Below are 13,629 nucleotides of genomic sequence, written 5' to 3' on the forward strand. Positions count from 1 at the left end.
CGTAACCCGAACCACAGAGCGGTTTCTAAGATAGAATCGGAAAGCTATATTTTGTCCCCCCATGCCCGCCGTATCCGAAAACCAAGTCCTGGAAGCCTTAAGAAGCGTAAACGATCCCGACTTGGATAAGGATATCGTCGCGCTTGACTTCGTCAAGAATTTGAAGATCACCGGCGGGGCGGTGAAATTCGACGTCCAGTTGACCACTCCCGCCTGCCCGGTAAAAGAGGACCTCAAGGCCCAATGCATCCAGGCCGTCAACGCCATCCCCGGGGTGACCTCCGTAGACGTCAACATGACGGCCCAGGTAACCCGCACCTCCACCTCGAAAAAGACCGATCTGCTCAAGGACGTACGCCACGTGATAGCCGTGGCCTCGGGCAAGGGGGGGGTGGGCAAGTCCACGGCGACGGCTAATCTGGCGGTCGCATTGGCCCAGACTGGCGCCCAGGTAGGCGTACTCGATGCCGACATCTACGGCCCCTCGATGAACATGATGTTCCAGGTACGCGAGTCCCCGGTCCTGGACGACAAGCAGAAGTTGCATCCGGTGGTGGTCAACGGCATCAAGATCGTCTCCATGGCCATGTTCGCCGACGATGAGAAGCCGGTCATTTGGCGCGGCCCCATGGTCTCCCAGATGATCCAGAACTTCGTCCACAACGTAGTCTGGGGCTCCCTCGACTATCTGCTCATCGACATGCCCCCGGGCACCGGCGACGTGCAATTGACCCTTACCCAGAGCGCTCCCATATCCGGCGGCGTCATCGTGACCACGCCGCAGGACGTGTCCGTGCTGGACGCCAAAAAGGGCCTCAAGATGTTCCAGAAGGTCTCCGTGCCCGTACTCGGCATCATCGAGAACATGAGCTACTTCATCTGCGACAACTGCGAGAAGAAGCATTACATCTTCCGGCAGGGGGGCGGTCGGCGCATCTCCCAGTCCCTGGGCGTCCCGTTCCTCGGGGAAATCCCCATCGAGCCCGAAGTGGCCATAGGCGGGGACGCGGGGCTGCCCATCGTAGAGAAGAACCCCGCATCGGAATCAGCCGCGGCCTACCGCCGCATCGCCGGGCTCCTCGCCTCCGAACTCTCGGTCTTGTCCGCGGCCCAGAGCGGGGTCCTGGGGGAATTCGACTACGCCTGGGACAGCCTCCCGAAAGCGAGCGCTTGAAACGAACTATGGCCGATCCCCAGCAATCCTTCGCGAAGGTTATCGCACCCACCTCCTTGTCCCGCGCCGAACCCGATATCCTGGTCGTCGCATGGAACGACGGATCGATCTCGCGCTACCCAGCCCGTTTCTTGCGGTCCGCCTGCCCCTGCGCAGCCTGCGTGAACGAATGGACCGGCGAGAAGATGCTGGACGAAGCCCGCATCCCCAAGGACATCCACCCCGTACGCCTGATCTCGGTGGGCCGCTACGCGATGGCCATCCACTGGTCCGATGGCCACAAGACGGGGATCTACGCCTACGATTACTTGAGGAAGTTAAGCCCCGGCCCCTGACGGCACCGACGGGGAATAGGCCCTCCCCTTGCAAAGGCTTGAGGGACGCCGACTTAGAATTGTAGATTAGACGGACGATATCGCTTTTGGCGGGGGAGTCGCACAGCATTGGTCGATCAAAACGAACAGCTCTATTTCCGCGATCTCTATCGGCATGCCATCATCACGCCGGATGAGGAGAAGGACTTGGTGCAACGCATCAAGAGGGGCGATTCCAAATCCATGCATCGCCTCATCCTGGGCAACCTGCGCTTCGTGGTTTCCATCGCCCGGCGCTACCAGGGCAAAGGGCTTTCGCTTCTCGAGCTGATCAACGAAGGCAACCTCGGACTCTATAAGGCCGCCAAGCGTTACGATCCTTCCCGCGAAGTCAAGTTCATCTCCTATGCCGTCTGGTGGATCCGCCAATCGATCCAGAAGGCGCTGTTCGAACAGGTGGGCGCCGTGCGCGTGCCCCCCAACAAGCTGGCCATGGTCAACCGCTTCAAGAAGGCGCTGGTCCAGAACGGCGGCGATTACGAGAAGACCATCTCGCTTCCCGACTTCGTCGAGTACGAGCAGGAAATCGCCGAGATCATGGAGAAGATCGCCGACGTCTCCCTGAACGCGCCCCTGGGCGCGGAGAGCGACGGCCGCGATCCGGTCACCACCCTGATGGACGTGCTCGGCAACGAGGGCAACCAAGAGCCCGACAACGAGAAGGCGGAGCTCTCGCGCGTCATCGATTCGGTGCTCGGGCAGATGTCCGAACGCGAGGAGAAGGTGCTGCGCATGTACTACGGCATCAACTATTCCCGCGAGTTCACCTTGGACGAAATCGGCAAGGAACTGAAGCTGACGCGCGAACGCGTGCGCCAGATCAAGAACAAATCCCTCCGCAAGCTGCTCCGCTCCAAGGAGTCGAAGGACAAGCTGATGCCCTTCGTCTCCGAAAACTGACCCCGCCCTGCGGCCCCGCCCTGCGGTCCCGCGCCCCGCCATTCGCTGAAATCGCCCTCCGCCCTCTCTCCGGCCCGTCCTTTCCTTGCGGATCCCCAAAAATCCATAATGCTATAATCGGCTGATATGGGGGAAGAGGAATTCATCCAATCGAGCGCGGATCCAGGGCCCGAGGAACGCGAGCGCTCGGAGCGCCGCGAGCGGACCGACCGCCGCATTTCCGATCGGCGCAACCAGGAAAGGCGTGTGCAGCCGCGCCGCCAAGGGGAAGGGCCCGAAGGCGCGCCCCGCCGTGCCTGGTTACTGCCTTCTTCCACCGTGCTGGCCGGCCTCATAGGCTTGGCCGCCGGCTTCGGCCTCTCCCGATTCGCCTCCTTCGGAACGGTGCGGATCAAGGAATCGGCCTTCGGGCTGGACGCCGCCCGGAACATTTCCCGCGGCCGCGACTTCGCCGGCATCAAGGAAATGCGCCGTTGGAGCGATCCCGATCGCGCCGGCTACCGTAAGGCGTTGGACGCCCTGAACGCCGGCCAAGCCGGCCAGGCCGCCGCCGGCTTGGGCGAATTACGCAAGCAACATCCCGAATACCCTTTGCCGCATGCCTTGGCCGCCTATGCCCTGCTGGAAGCGGCGGGGAGGGAAGGCGGCGATCTCGTCGCCGCGCAAACGGCCTACCGCGCGGCCTTGGCCGCCGACAGCGTCCATCCCTTCGGGCAGTACGCGGCCGGCCGCGTCTGCGAGGCCCTGGGACAACCCGACTCGGCCGAAGCCCATTACGCGCGCGCCGTGCGCGTCTCGCCTCAGTTCGCCTTTCCCTACGTGGGCCTGGGGCGCGTGCATGCGCAGCGCGGCGAGGCGCGCACCGCCCGCCTCAACTTCCGCATGGCCATCGGCCTCCTGGAATCCGACCCGGAGGCCTACAAGCAGGGGCCGGCATCGGCCTTGCCCACCGCCGAACACGAGCCCATCGATTTGCTGGCGGCCTTGTTCTTCCAAGGCGGAGCCGAAGACAGCGCGCGCATGGCATTGGAATACGGGGAAGAGCGCGGCGTCCATAGCGGGCAAATGGCTTTGGTGCAAGGCTGGCTGTGGGAGAGCCGAGGATTCCTGGCCAAGGCCGACTCCCTCTACCGCGCCTGGCAAACCAAGGATCCCGGCAATCCCGATTTCCGTGAGGCCCTGACCACCCTGGGCTGGAAGCCCGCGAGCCGCGAAGGGAACGCGGCGCCGGACGCCGAGGCCGCCTTCGCCATCTCCTTGCTCGATCCCCTGGCCCGCCAGCATCCGCAGAACCCGCCGCTGTGGATGGCCCTGGGGCAGGCCTATTACCGGCGCGGCCTTTTCGGGATGGCCACCGAAGCCTTCGACTCCAGCCTCAAATACGATCCCGTGCTCCCCGGCCTGGCCGAAAAGCGCGATGCCGCCTATCAGGCGCTGGTGCGCCAAGCCGCGCCGACCGGGGGAGTTCCCGCCCGCAAATCCGCGGGCCCGACCGCGGACGAACAAGCTCCGGTGGTCATACCGGGCAGCATCGCCTTGCTCGGCACCTACAGCGTACCCTGGGGCAGCACGCCCACCGAACTCCGCCAGGCTTACCCCAAGAAGATCTTCCGCACCTTGGCCAACGGCAACCTCCTCGACGTGTTCGATCAGGAAGGGGTCCGCCACGAATACCTGCTGGCCTTCCGCCAGGGAAAGCTATGGGGCGTGCGCGCCTGGGTCACCGACAGCGGGGGCGTTTCGAGCGACCTCTTCGGGCGGGTGATCACGACCAAGGCCAAGATCTCCGGCGAAGGCAAGGGCACGGGCGAAGCCAAGTGCAACGGCTTTAAGGCATTCCAAGGCGCCATCTGGGAGAACGACGACACCTTCGAGTTCATGGCCCAGTTCCAGGGCGAAGACCATCGCGTGCGCCTGGTCCGCATGGGCCGGGACTTCCTGCCGCAAAACCGCCGTCTCTGCGATCTGGCAGTGTTCCTGCGCGACGATACCTGGAAGTAAAGGCGGCTACGCCGGCTGCTCCACGAACCAGGCCGGCTCCTCCGCGTACAAGCGTTCCACCTGGTCCCACGCGACCAGGCTCCACCAGGTATCCACCCAATCCGCGCGCTTGTTCTTCCACTTCAGGTAATGCGCATGCTCCCACAAATCAACCAATAATAATGGTTTCTCAAGCAGGCTGATGGGGCTGTCCTGGTTGGCGAGATTACGGATATGCAGCTTGCCTTCCTGGTCCTGGGTCAGGAAGGTCCAACCGCTGCCGAACAGGTCCAGGGCCTGGGCGGTGAATTGCTTTTTGAAATCGGCGAAGGATTTGAACTCCTTCTGGATGGCCTGGGCGATGCGGCCCTTAGGTTCGCCGCCCTTACCCGGACCCATGGTGATCCAGAATAGGCTGTGGTTGGCATGGCCACCGCCGAAGTTGATCACGGCCCGGCGCTTCGCGGACGGCACCGCATCCAGATCGGCCAGCACCTCCTCGATGGCTCTGCCTTCGAAGAAGGTTTCGCCGGCCAGGGCGGCGTTCAATTTCTCCACGTAGGCGGCATGATGCTTGCCATAATGGACTTCCAAAGTGGCCTTGTCGTAGAAGGGCTCCAAGGCGTCGAGGGCATAGGGGAGGGGAGGAAGGGAATAGGCCATTTCGGTCTCCGTGGATAGGTTGAAGGAGTAGGGGGGAAAATACGGGTTGGCGGGTCGGGGCGCAACGATTTCGATGCCCTGAAACCCGCCCGTATCGCCCGGTTCCGGGCTATATTGGCGGCATGCCCGTCCCTTCCCGCCCCTTGCGCCTTTTCCTGGCCTGCCTCTGCGCCGCCGGGATGGCGTGGGGCGCGGCCCCGCAAGCCCGTATCTACTGGCTCGAATTCACCGGCTTGCATTCCGCCAACGCCGACGGCTCCGACGCCAAGACCCTGGTCCCCTTGAACGACGGCCCCGACGGCGTGGCGGTCGATGCGGTTGCCGGCAAGATTTATTGGACCAACATGGGTTCGGGCGGCAATGGCAGCGTGCAGCGTTCCAACCTGGACGGATCGAAAGTGGAATACGTGGTGCCCAAGGCCGGCACCTATTTCGCGAAGCAAATCCAATTGGACCTCATCCATGGCAAAGCCTATTGGAGCGATCGCGACGGGCTGAAAATCCAACGGTGCAACCTGGACGGGAGCCAGAACGAAGTCCTCATCTCGGGCGTGGACCATCCCGTGGGCATGGCCCTGGATACGGCCGGCGGCGTGTTCTATTTCAGCGAGAAGGATGGCGGCACCCTCAAGCGGGCGCCCATGGCCATGCCGCCCGCGGGCCAAACCGCCGCCAAACGCACGGACGTGGAGACCTTGATCTCGGGCTTGGACCAGCCCATCGACGTCGGCATCGACCTGGGCAAAAAGCAGATCTATTGGACCGATCGCGACGAGGGCACGGTGCATCGGGCGGGCATCGAAATCCCGGCGGGGCAGACGGCGGCGACGCGGAAGGACATCGAGACCCTGATGCGCGGCCTCAATACGCCCATCGGCATCGCCTTGGATTTGGCGGGAGGGAAGTTGTTCACGACGGAATCGGGGACCGGGGCCGTGTGGCGCGCCAATCTCGACGGGACGGGAAAGGAAGCGGTCATTCCCGCGCGCGCCGGCGCGACCCTGACCGGCATCTGCTTCGTGCCCGCTGCCGGGACGCAACCCGTCTCCCTGCCGTCCTTACCGATCCGGCGCGGGACGGCCGCGCGCGCCATCGAGGCCCGCGTCGATGCCTTGGGGCAACGCAGGGCGCCCGTCCAGGACGGCCGAACCTTCCAGGCCTTCTTCCCGATTCCCGGCCTATTCCGCTAGACTAGGTTTTCTGGTCACCCGGAACGCCCAGGCCGCCGCCAAGGCCGTCCCCAGCAGGCTGAAGAAAAGGGTCCAGTTCCGATTGGGAAGGATCCAGGGGCCGAACATGTGGTGGGGCAGGGAGATCACGGCGCAGGCCACCAGGCCGGGAGCCAGGCGGGGGCGCTGCGCGAGGAGATGCGCCGCCACGGCGTAAACCAGGGGGATGGCGGGCAGCAGTAGCCTTTCCATATCGCCGCCCAGGGACGCGGCGAAAAGGGTTCCCGCCCCCAGGGCGAGGAGATCGGGACGGCGCCGCAGGAATTCGCGGGTGTCCCGGAAGAACACCCAGGGCAAAAAGGAAATGGGGATCCACGCGTTCACGAAGTACCGTGCCGGCGTCACCGGCGAGAACCATTTAATCCCATAGAGCTTGAGAAGCCCCAGGTAGCCCGCTTCGGCGGGGAGCCGGTAGTGGGCGCGCATCCAGGCCGCCGCCAGGAGGCCGGGGACGAGCGCAAGCCCGAGCGCGATCCATTCCCGCCGACCGGATTTGCGCATCCAGGCCGCGATGGCGAAACCCGGCAGAAGCAGGATGGGCGCTTCGCGCGCGAGTATGCCCGCCAGGAAAGCCCCGGCCAACAGGAACCACCGCTTGCGTTCGAAGGCCAACAGGGCGACGAGCATCCCGAGGAGGGCCAGCAAATCGTCCAGCTGGTAGAAATTCCAAATCTCGAAACCGGCCAGGTATTTGTTGAGCAGCCAAAGGATCACCGTGATGCCCGCGGCCGCGGCCGGGTTGCCGAAAGCGATCAAAAGGAGATAGAGCGCGAGCGCGCAGCCGGCGGCTGCGGCGTCGGTCAGCACGCGAAACGCCAGATGCACGTCGATCGGCATGGCGCCGGCCAGCCAAGGCCCCAGGATCCGGTAGCCGTAAGGCGCCGGTACCGATGCGGGGCCGCCCGAGCTCATGGTCACGTAGAACTTGGCGTCGGCCTCGGGATGGGCCGCGAAGTCCATGGACCCGTAATAGAAATGCAAGAGGATGGCCGCCAGCGGCAGGAACAGCGGCCAAAAGCGTCCGGGGCGGGAAGGCGCGTCGGCCATCGGGTCAGGGCGCTTCCACGCCAAGGTCAACGCGCATCCACGCTATAGCCACGCGGCATCCGCGCTAGGGTCACGGAGCATTCAGGAACTTGTGGATCTTCGCCACGTCCTCATCGGTGATCGGGAGCTTCACCATGATGTGGGTGGTCCGCTTGGGGGTGTAACCGGGAGGATACTCCCCCCGCATGACGCGCGCCTGCACCAGCTCCAGGGACGAGCCCTTGATGGCGGGGCCCAGGGACCCGTCCCGGGAGGGATCCACGTTATGGCAGGCGATGCAGTGGGACATGAATATGGCGCGGCCCATGGCTACGTCCGAATCGCCTCCGGCCGCTTCCTTCTTATTGCAAGCGGTCCACAATTGCAAAACGCAGGCCACCAGGAAGGCCGCGGCCACGGCGCGGGCGATCAGCCGGGCCGGCCGCAAAAAGGAAAGGCGCCCACGGGGGACGCCTTCGGAATGATGGGATGCGGGCAAAAGGGCCTCCTTAGCGAGGATGCAGGATGACTTCGGCCAGGACGTAGAAGACTATGGCGAGCAACAATCCCATGTGGATGACGCCCACGGGCTTTTCGATGAGCTTGGTGGTGGCGCCCTTGTCGGCCAGCAATGCGTTGGCTTCCAGAAGGCCGGCGATCACGACCACGACGCCCAGCCACATCCCCACCTTGGCGGGATCCACGGCGATGGCCAGATGGCTGGCGGCGCCCATGAAGAACAGCAAGGGAATGGACATGAGGGTATTGGTGCGGGAGGCCAGGAAGGCGCGGCGCGCGAGGGCGGGCAGGTTCTCCACCTTCTCGCCATTGGCCGAGGCGATGATTTTCTTCTGGCGGGGCCAGATCACGAACCAGACGTTGAACCACATGATGGTGCCGAGGATGGCGCCGGTCATGATGGTGGCGCCCCAGTTGGTCATGAAGATGTCGTGGCCGCCCTGGCTGCCGCGCAGGATGATGATGAGCCAGCCGGTCAGGAGGGTGCCCATGGCGCCCCAACGGAAATACCAGAGCGCGAGCGGCACGAGGCCCTTGGTGGCTTCGGTCTTGGTCGACGCATCCGCTTTCGCGAAGAACGGGCCTTGCACGAAGTTGAAGTACCAGAGCATGCCGATCCAGGCGATGCCGAAAATGAAGTGACCCCAACGAAGCAGGAATAACAACCCGTCAAAGCTGAATAGAGCCCATTGCATCGATACCTCCGTGAATGACGGCGAAATATAACCAATCAGGACATTTTGACAATGCCGCGTGCATTCCTTGCCGGGAATCTCCGTATAATAACGGTCATGCGGGAATTGTCCGGATGGGGAGGCCGCCCCCGCTTTTCCGTCGAAGAGATGGAGCCCGACGGCCGGGCCGGGCTATCGGATCTGATCGGATCGCCTTACCTGCCCCGCGGCCGCGGGCGCAGCTACGGGGATGCGGGTTTGCCCGCTTCCGGCCACCGCGCCGTCAATTCCCGCCGCTTCCAGCGTATTCTCTCCTTCGATGCCGCCGCGGGCGTGGTGGATGCCGAGGCGGGCGTAACCTTCAAGACCCTTTTGGCCCTCGTTTTGCCGCGGGGATTTTTCCTCCCCGTAACCCCGGGTACCATGGACGTGACCTTAGGCGGGGCCTTGGCCAGCAACGTCCACGGCAAGAATCACCATCGCGCGGGATCGATCGAGCGATTCGTGATCGAAGCGGAGGTGGCCACCCCTATCGGGACCTTCACCTGTTCCCCTTCCGAACGCCCCGATCTTTTCCGCGCCACCGTGGGGGGCTACGGCCTCACCGGCTTCATCGTGCGGGCCAAGCTGCGGCTGGTACGGGTGGCGACCGCCCAAGTCGAGGCCCTACGCCTGCGCGCGCCCGATTTGGCAGCGATGTTCGCGCTCTTCGCGAGGCACGACCACGCGTACGAGTACTCCGTAGCCTGGCTGGACACGCTGGCGCGAGGGCGCAGCCTGGGGCGTGGCGTGCTGATGCTCGGCAACCACGCCGCCCCGAGCGGCAGACAGCCGGGCCCCGATTTGGCGCTGCGCCCGCGGCGCGCCCTGGCCGTGCCCTTCGCTCTGCCGGGGTTCGCCTTCAACCGCCCGGCCCTGACCGCTTTCAACGGGCTCTTCTACCGCTTCTCCCGCGCGGGCCGTTCCCGGGAGCCTTTGGAGGCCTTCTTCTATCCTCTCGATCGCATCCGCGACTGGAACCGGCTCTACGGACGGCGGGGCTTTTTCCAATACCAATGCGCCATACCCGATCCCAACGGCGAAGCGGGGATGGCGGAAGTCCTGGATCTATTGGCCCGCGAGCGCCTGGGGGCCTTCCTCTCGGTGCTCAAGCGCTGCGGCGATGATGAGGCGCTGCTTCCCTTCTGCAAGCGCGGCTATACCTTGGCCCTGGACGTGCCCTACCGCGGGCCCGCCACCTTGGCGGCCCTGGATCGCCTCGACGAATTGGTGATCCGCCATGGCGGCCGGGTGTACCTGACCAAGGACGCGCGCCTTTCGCCGGCGGCCTTCCGCGCCATGTACCCGGAGGCTCCCGCCTTCATGGCGACCGTGCGCCATTACAATCCCGAAGCGGGCGGCGGCCGCCGCTGCGATTCCCGCCTGGCGCAAAGGCTAGGGCTATGGCAGGTCTGAGCCCTTCCGGACGCGGCCCCGAGGCGTCCTCCTCCGACGCGTCGGCCTTTTCGCCCGCGGGTTTACCGTCCCCGCTTTGGCGGGCCCTGGTCGAACTGGCGCGGCCATCGCATTGGTTCAAGAACATATTCGTATTGGCCGGCGCCTTCTTCGCCAAGGATTGGCGCGATCCCGAGGTGTTGCGGGCCGCGGGCGCCGCCTTCGTCGCCTTCTGCCTGGCCGCCAGCGCCGTATACGCCTTCAATGACGCCCTCGACGCGGACGAAGATCGCCTGCATCCGCGCAAGCGCCTTCGGCCGGTGGCATCGGGAAGGGTGTCCGCCGCGACGGCCTTCGCCCTTGCGGCGGCGCTGGGAGCGGCGGCGCTGGGAGCGGGAATGATCGCCGGCCCGCGATTGCAGGTTTGCCTCTTCGCATACGGCTTGGTCAATGCCTTGTATTCCCGGATCCTCAAACGCATGGTGCTGCTGGACGTATTCTGCATCGCCGCCGGCTTCCTGCTGCGCTTGTTGGCAGGAACCTGGGGCATCGGGGTAGAGCCATCGGAATGGTTCCTGCTCTGCACCCTGAACCTGAGCCTGTTCTTGGGGTTCTCCAAGCGTTACGCGGAACGCGTCGATCCCGTGCGGCCGTTGGAGGCGAAGCGGGAAGTCTTGCGCAGCTATTCCCCCGAGTTCCTGCGCACCTTGCTCGCCATCACCTTGGCCTCCACGGTGATCACCTACGGCCTCTACACCACCAGCCCACGCACCGCGCTGGTCCATCCCCATGCGCGACTCATCTATACCTTGCCCATCGCCTTGTTCGGATTATTCCGCTACCTGTATCTGGTAATGGAAAAGGGTTACGGCGAAAATACCGTAGCCGACGTGCGCAAGGACATTCCGCTTCTGCTCGCATGCGCGGTATACGTGGTCGTAAGCCTGCTTTTATTGGCCGATTGACGCATCGTCGGCAATCTTTGCGCTCCTTCGACCGGAATTTATCTTCCCTAACAGAATGACGCATCGCCCCGTTTTTAAGCGGCGGGGAGACCAGCGGCCAAGGCGCTAGCGCGCCTTTTACCTCTCCGTGAGGAGTAGCATATGATTCGCATTTACGACCCGAGCCTGGAACGGGCTTGCCGGGATTTCCTGGACCGATCCCCGAAGGCCAATTATTGCCATGACCCCGCCTGGCTCGACGTAATACGCGAAGCCTACGGAAAGGAAGCGTTCGCCTTCGTGCGGACCGACCCCGTAACCGGGAAGATACGGGGCTACGCCCCCGCCTGCCACCTGGCCTCGGCGGCCTTCGGGCGCCACCTGGTGGCGCTGCCTTATCTGGATTACGGCGGCATCCTGGCCGAAGATCTCGACAGCGAGGACGTGCTGCGCGAGAAGCTTTTGTCCGAAGCCGTACGCGGCAAGGCGGGCCTCGAGATCCGCAGCCGCTTTCCCCTCGCCGGCCTGCCGGTTCCCGAGGACGGGAAGGTGTGCATGATCCTGCCCTTGCGCGAAGAGCCGCCCGAAGAGTCCCCGGAGGCCGATTGGACCCCCGTCGCGGCCGATGAAATGGAAGATGGCCTGGAGAGCGAGGAGCCCTGGATAGCGGAAGGGGCGGTCTGGTCGGAATGGGATGGGGCCGTACCCGTCGATGCGGCCACCTATCCTATCAAGACAGGGACGCGTAAGGGCCAGGGCGGCGCGAAGCCGGCCCCCGACCACGGCGCCAACGCTTACTGGAAGAGCCTCGACGCCAAGGTGCGCAACCAGGTGCGTAAGGCGGAGAAATCGGGCGTGACCGTAAGCTGGGGCCGCGAGGAACATCTGGACGAATTCTACGAGGTTTTCTGCGTGAACATGCGCGACCTGGGCTCGCCCACCCACGCCAAGGGATTCTTCGCCGCCGTCCTCAAGCATTTCCCGGGCGCTTCCATCGGCATCGCCCATCGCGAAGGGAAGTGCATCGGCGGGCTTTTCCGCATCCTGTGGAAGGACGAGCTGGTCATCCCCTGGGCTTCGACCCTTAAGGAGGAACGGGTGCATTGCCCCAATAACGCGCTCTACTGGGAGGCCATCCAGTTCGCCTTCGAACGGGATTGCGCGCGCGTCGATTTCGGCCGCAGCACCAAGGACGAAGGCACCTACCGGTTCAAGAAGCAGTGGTTGGCCCGGGAAAGTAATTTGTATCGTTACCAATTCGATGACAAAGGCCACTTCCTGGAACGGGCCTGGCACGTTTCGCAGGGCAAGCTAGGATGGACCCGAAACGTATGGGCGAAGCTCCCCTTGAAGCTGGCAAACGCCCTGGGCCCCATGGTGCGGGGAAGCATCTCGGCCTGAGAGCGCCTTCCGCCGCTCCGGCGGGGGCGGCCCGCCCCCGCAAAAAGACCGCCCGCCTGCTGTGGATCATGTTCGCGGTGTTCGTCGTGTACGGCACCACTTTCCCTTTCCGCTTCGACATCGGATGGCATGGATTCCTCCGCGAGGCCCAGCGCATCAATTGGCGCCCGCTGGGGGGTACCGCGGACAACATCATCCTTTCCGATATCGTCCAGAACATCATGTTGTTCATGCCCTTCGGTTTCCTGGGCTATTTCTCGCTCATCTACAAGAGCTCCCTGGCCCGCAAGGCCGCCGTGGTGCTGATGGGCGCGTCCCTCTCCGCCAGCGTGGAGTTCCTGCAGATCTTCTCGCCGGTGCGCTATCCCGCCCTGTCCGACGTCATCTTCAATACCGTGGGCACCGCCGTCGGCCTTTTGGTCGCCATGTCCTTCAAGCGGTCGGTGCTCGGCTTCAAGACCCATCCCCTGGCGCGCCGCTTCCTGGACGCGCCCTCCGCCTTCCCCGCTATCATCTTCCTGGGCCTGGTGATCGCCGGTTGCTGGGAGCCTTTCGATTTCAGCCTGGACGTGGGGCTCGTCATCTCCCATCTCAAGCCCCTCATCCGCCATCCCTTCACGTTCGCCAATCCCGATGACGATCTGATGAGCTTCATCCGGTTCCTGTTGGCTTCGCTCTTCATGTGCCGCCTGTTCGCGGAAGCGGGTCTCCGGCTGCCGGCGTTGTGGGGCGCGATCCTTTTGGGCGCCCTGGGAGGGGCGCTCGAGCTTTCCCAAGCCTTCATCCAATCCCGCTTGCCCGAGGTCCAGGACGCCCTGGTTGCCATGCTGGGATCGGCGGCGGGCGGCATCGCCTACTTCTTCCCCGGTTTCCATCTCCGCCCGCGCACCTGGACCCTGGCCGGCGCGGCCATGATCTTCCTGTCGTCCGCGGCGCGCGCGTGGTATCCCTATCATTTCTCGTCCCACTACTCCGGGTTCAACTGGGTGCTATTCATGCCCTACTACGAGCACACCACTTTCCAGGCCCTGGGGGATTTCATCGAAAGCGCGATGCTGTTCTTCCCCTTGGGATTCCTGCTGGCCTATTTCCACCCCGGGGTCCGCATGGAGGCCAAGGGCGTTTTGCTATCCGGCGCGCTCGCCTTCGTCGTGGAAGCGTTGCAGGGATTCGTGCCCGGCCGCTACGCCGATGCCACCGACGTGCTGGGAGCCGTGCTGGGCGGCTTCGCCGGCGCTTTGGCCCTTTCGCGCGGCTGGCCGGCCTTCAGGGAATACATGGCCCGGGACGACGACGAGCAGGTGTAAGCCG

At 64.2% G+C, this 13,629-nt stretch carries 13 protein-coding genes; 9 read left to right on the plus strand and 4 right to left on the minus strand.

Going from position 1 to position 13,629, the window contains the following annotated elements; all coding sequences use genetic code 11:
• The first annotated feature begins 61 nt into the window (after positions 1-61).
• The 4 genes from JF616_02810 (at position 62) to JF616_02825 (ending at position 4,449) form a co-directional block, all read left to right on the plus strand.
• Positions 62-1,174: an Mrp/NBP35 family ATP-binding protein gene (locus JF616_02810; GenBank protein MBW8886665.1), complete on the plus strand. Its 1,113-nt coding sequence runs from the start codon at positions 62-64 to the stop codon at positions 1,172-1,174.
• Positions 1,175-1,182: 8 nt separating this feature from the next.
• Positions 1,183-1,509 carry a DUF971 domain-containing protein gene (locus JF616_02815; GenBank protein ID MBW8886666.1) on the plus strand — a complete coding sequence of 109 codons (327 nt, stop codon included), beginning with the start codon at positions 1,183-1,185 and terminating at the stop codon, positions 1,507-1,509.
• A 108-nt stretch (positions 1,510-1,617) separates the two neighbouring features.
• Positions 1,618-2,448 (plus strand): RNA polymerase sigma factor RpoD/SigA, encoded by an 831-nt coding sequence (locus tag JF616_02820; protein MBW8886667.1) that lies wholly within the window; start codon positions 1,618-1,620, stop codon positions 2,446-2,448.
• A 246-nt stretch (positions 2,449-2,694) separates the two neighbouring features.
• Positions 2,695-4,449: a hypothetical protein gene (locus tag JF616_02825; protein ID MBW8886668.1), complete on the plus strand. Its 1,755-nt coding sequence runs from the start codon at positions 2,695-2,697 to the stop codon at positions 4,447-4,449.
• A gap of 6 nt (positions 4,450-4,455) precedes the next feature.
• On the opposite strand, the gene JF616_02830 is transcribed toward JF616_02825, so the two are convergent.
• Positions 4,456-5,091, minus strand: coding sequence for a superoxide dismutase (locus JF616_02830; GenBank protein ID MBW8886669.1), 636 nt, complete (start codon positions 5,089-5,091; stop codon positions 4,456-4,458).
• 122 nt (positions 5,092-5,213) lie between these two features.
• Between JF616_02830 and JF616_02835 the strand changes: the two genes are divergently transcribed.
• The gene (locus JF616_02835; protein MBW8886670.1) at positions 5,214-6,281 is read left to right on the plus strand and encodes a 3-hydroxyacyl-CoA dehydrogenase; all 1,068 of its coding nucleotides are present in this window, start codon (positions 5,214-5,216) and stop codon (positions 6,279-6,281) included.
• On the opposite strand, the gene JF616_02840 is transcribed toward JF616_02835, so the two are convergent.
• The 3 genes from JF616_02840 to JF616_02850 form a co-directional block, all read right to left on the minus strand.
• Complete coding sequence (locus tag JF616_02840) at positions 6,270-7,367, minus strand: hypothetical protein (protein MBW8886671.1); 1,098 nt, start codon at positions 7,365-7,367, stop codon at positions 6,270-6,272. The two genes, JF616_02835 and JF616_02840, sit on opposite strands and share 12 nt — an antisense overlap.
• Positions 7,368-7,437: 70 nt before the next feature.
• Positions 7,438-7,845, minus strand: coding sequence for a cytochrome c (locus JF616_02845; GenBank protein MBW8886672.1), 408 nt, complete (start codon positions 7,843-7,845; stop codon positions 7,438-7,440).
• 10 nt (positions 7,846-7,855) lie between these two features.
• Positions 7,856-8,560: a urate hydroxylase PuuD gene (locus tag JF616_02850; protein MBW8886673.1), complete on the minus strand. Its 705-nt coding sequence runs from the start codon at positions 8,558-8,560 to the stop codon at positions 7,856-7,858.
• Between the two features lie 96 nt (positions 8,561-8,656).
• On the opposite strand from JF616_02850, the gene JF616_02855 reads away from it, so the two are divergent.
• From JF616_02855 to JF616_02870, 4 genes are all read left to right on the plus strand, one after another.
• A complete protein-coding gene (locus JF616_02855; protein MBW8886674.1) occupies positions 8,657-9,994 on the plus strand; it encodes an FAD-binding oxidoreductase in 1,338 nt (445 codons plus the stop codon).
• Positions 9,982-10,938, plus strand: coding sequence for a decaprenyl-phosphate phosphoribosyltransferase (locus JF616_02860; GenBank protein MBW8886675.1), 957 nt, complete (start codon positions 9,982-9,984; stop codon positions 10,936-10,938). Before JF616_02855 ends, JF616_02860 begins: the two co-directional genes overlap by 13 nt.
• A gap of 141 nt (positions 10,939-11,079) precedes the next feature.
• A complete protein-coding gene (locus JF616_02865) occupies positions 11,080-12,318 on the plus strand; it encodes a GNAT family N-acetyltransferase (protein MBW8886676.1) in 1,239 nt (412 codons plus the stop codon).
• A gap of 68 nt (positions 12,319-12,386) precedes the next feature.
• Positions 12,387-13,625 carry a VanZ family protein gene (locus tag JF616_02870; GenBank protein MBW8886677.1) on the plus strand — a complete coding sequence of 413 codons (1,239 nt, stop codon included), beginning with the start codon at positions 12,387-12,389 and terminating at the stop codon, positions 13,623-13,625.
• The last annotated feature ends 4 nt before the right edge of the window (positions 13,626-13,629 follow it).

It is taken from the genome of Fibrobacterota bacterium (genome assembly GCA_019509785.1).
Classification (GTDB): domain Bacteria; phylum Fibrobacterota; class Fibrobacteria; order UBA11236; family UBA11236; genus Chersky-265.

Coding starts and splice junctions, on each gene's coding strand:
- JF616_02835 (MBW8886670.1), top strand. CDS start 5,214: ATGCCCGTCCCTTCCCGCCCCTTGCGCCTTTTCCTGGCCTGCCTCTGC.
- JF616_02850 (MBW8886673.1), bottom strand. CDS start 8,560: ATGCAATGGGCTCTATTCAGCTTTGACGGGTTGTTATTCCTGCTTCGT.
- JF616_02810 (MBW8886665.1), top strand. CDS start 62: ATGCCCGCCGTATCCGAAAACCAAGTCCTGGAAGCCTTAAGAAGCGTA.
- JF616_02865 (MBW8886676.1), top strand. CDS start 11,080: ATGATTCGCATTTACGACCCGAGCCTGGAACGGGCTTGCCGGGATTTC.
- JF616_02815 (MBW8886666.1), top strand. CDS start 1,183: ATGGCCGATCCCCAGCAATCCTTCGCGAAGGTTATCGCACCCACCTCC.
- JF616_02840 (MBW8886671.1), bottom strand. CDS start 7,367: ATGGCCGACGCGCCTTCCCGCCCCGGACGCTTTTGGCCGCTGTTCCTG.
- JF616_02860 (MBW8886675.1), top strand. CDS start 9,982: ATGGCAGGTCTGAGCCCTTCCGGACGCGGCCCCGAGGCGTCCTCCTCC.
- JF616_02855 (MBW8886674.1), top strand. CDS start 8,657: ATGCGGGAATTGTCCGGATGGGGAGGCCGCCCCCGCTTTTCCGTCGAA.
- JF616_02870 (MBW8886677.1), top strand. CDS start 12,387: ATGTTCGCGGTGTTCGTCGTGTACGGCACCACTTTCCCTTTCCGCTTC.
- JF616_02830 (MBW8886669.1), bottom strand. CDS start 5,091: ATGGCCTATTCCCTTCCTCCCCTCCCCTATGCCCTCGACGCCTTGGAG.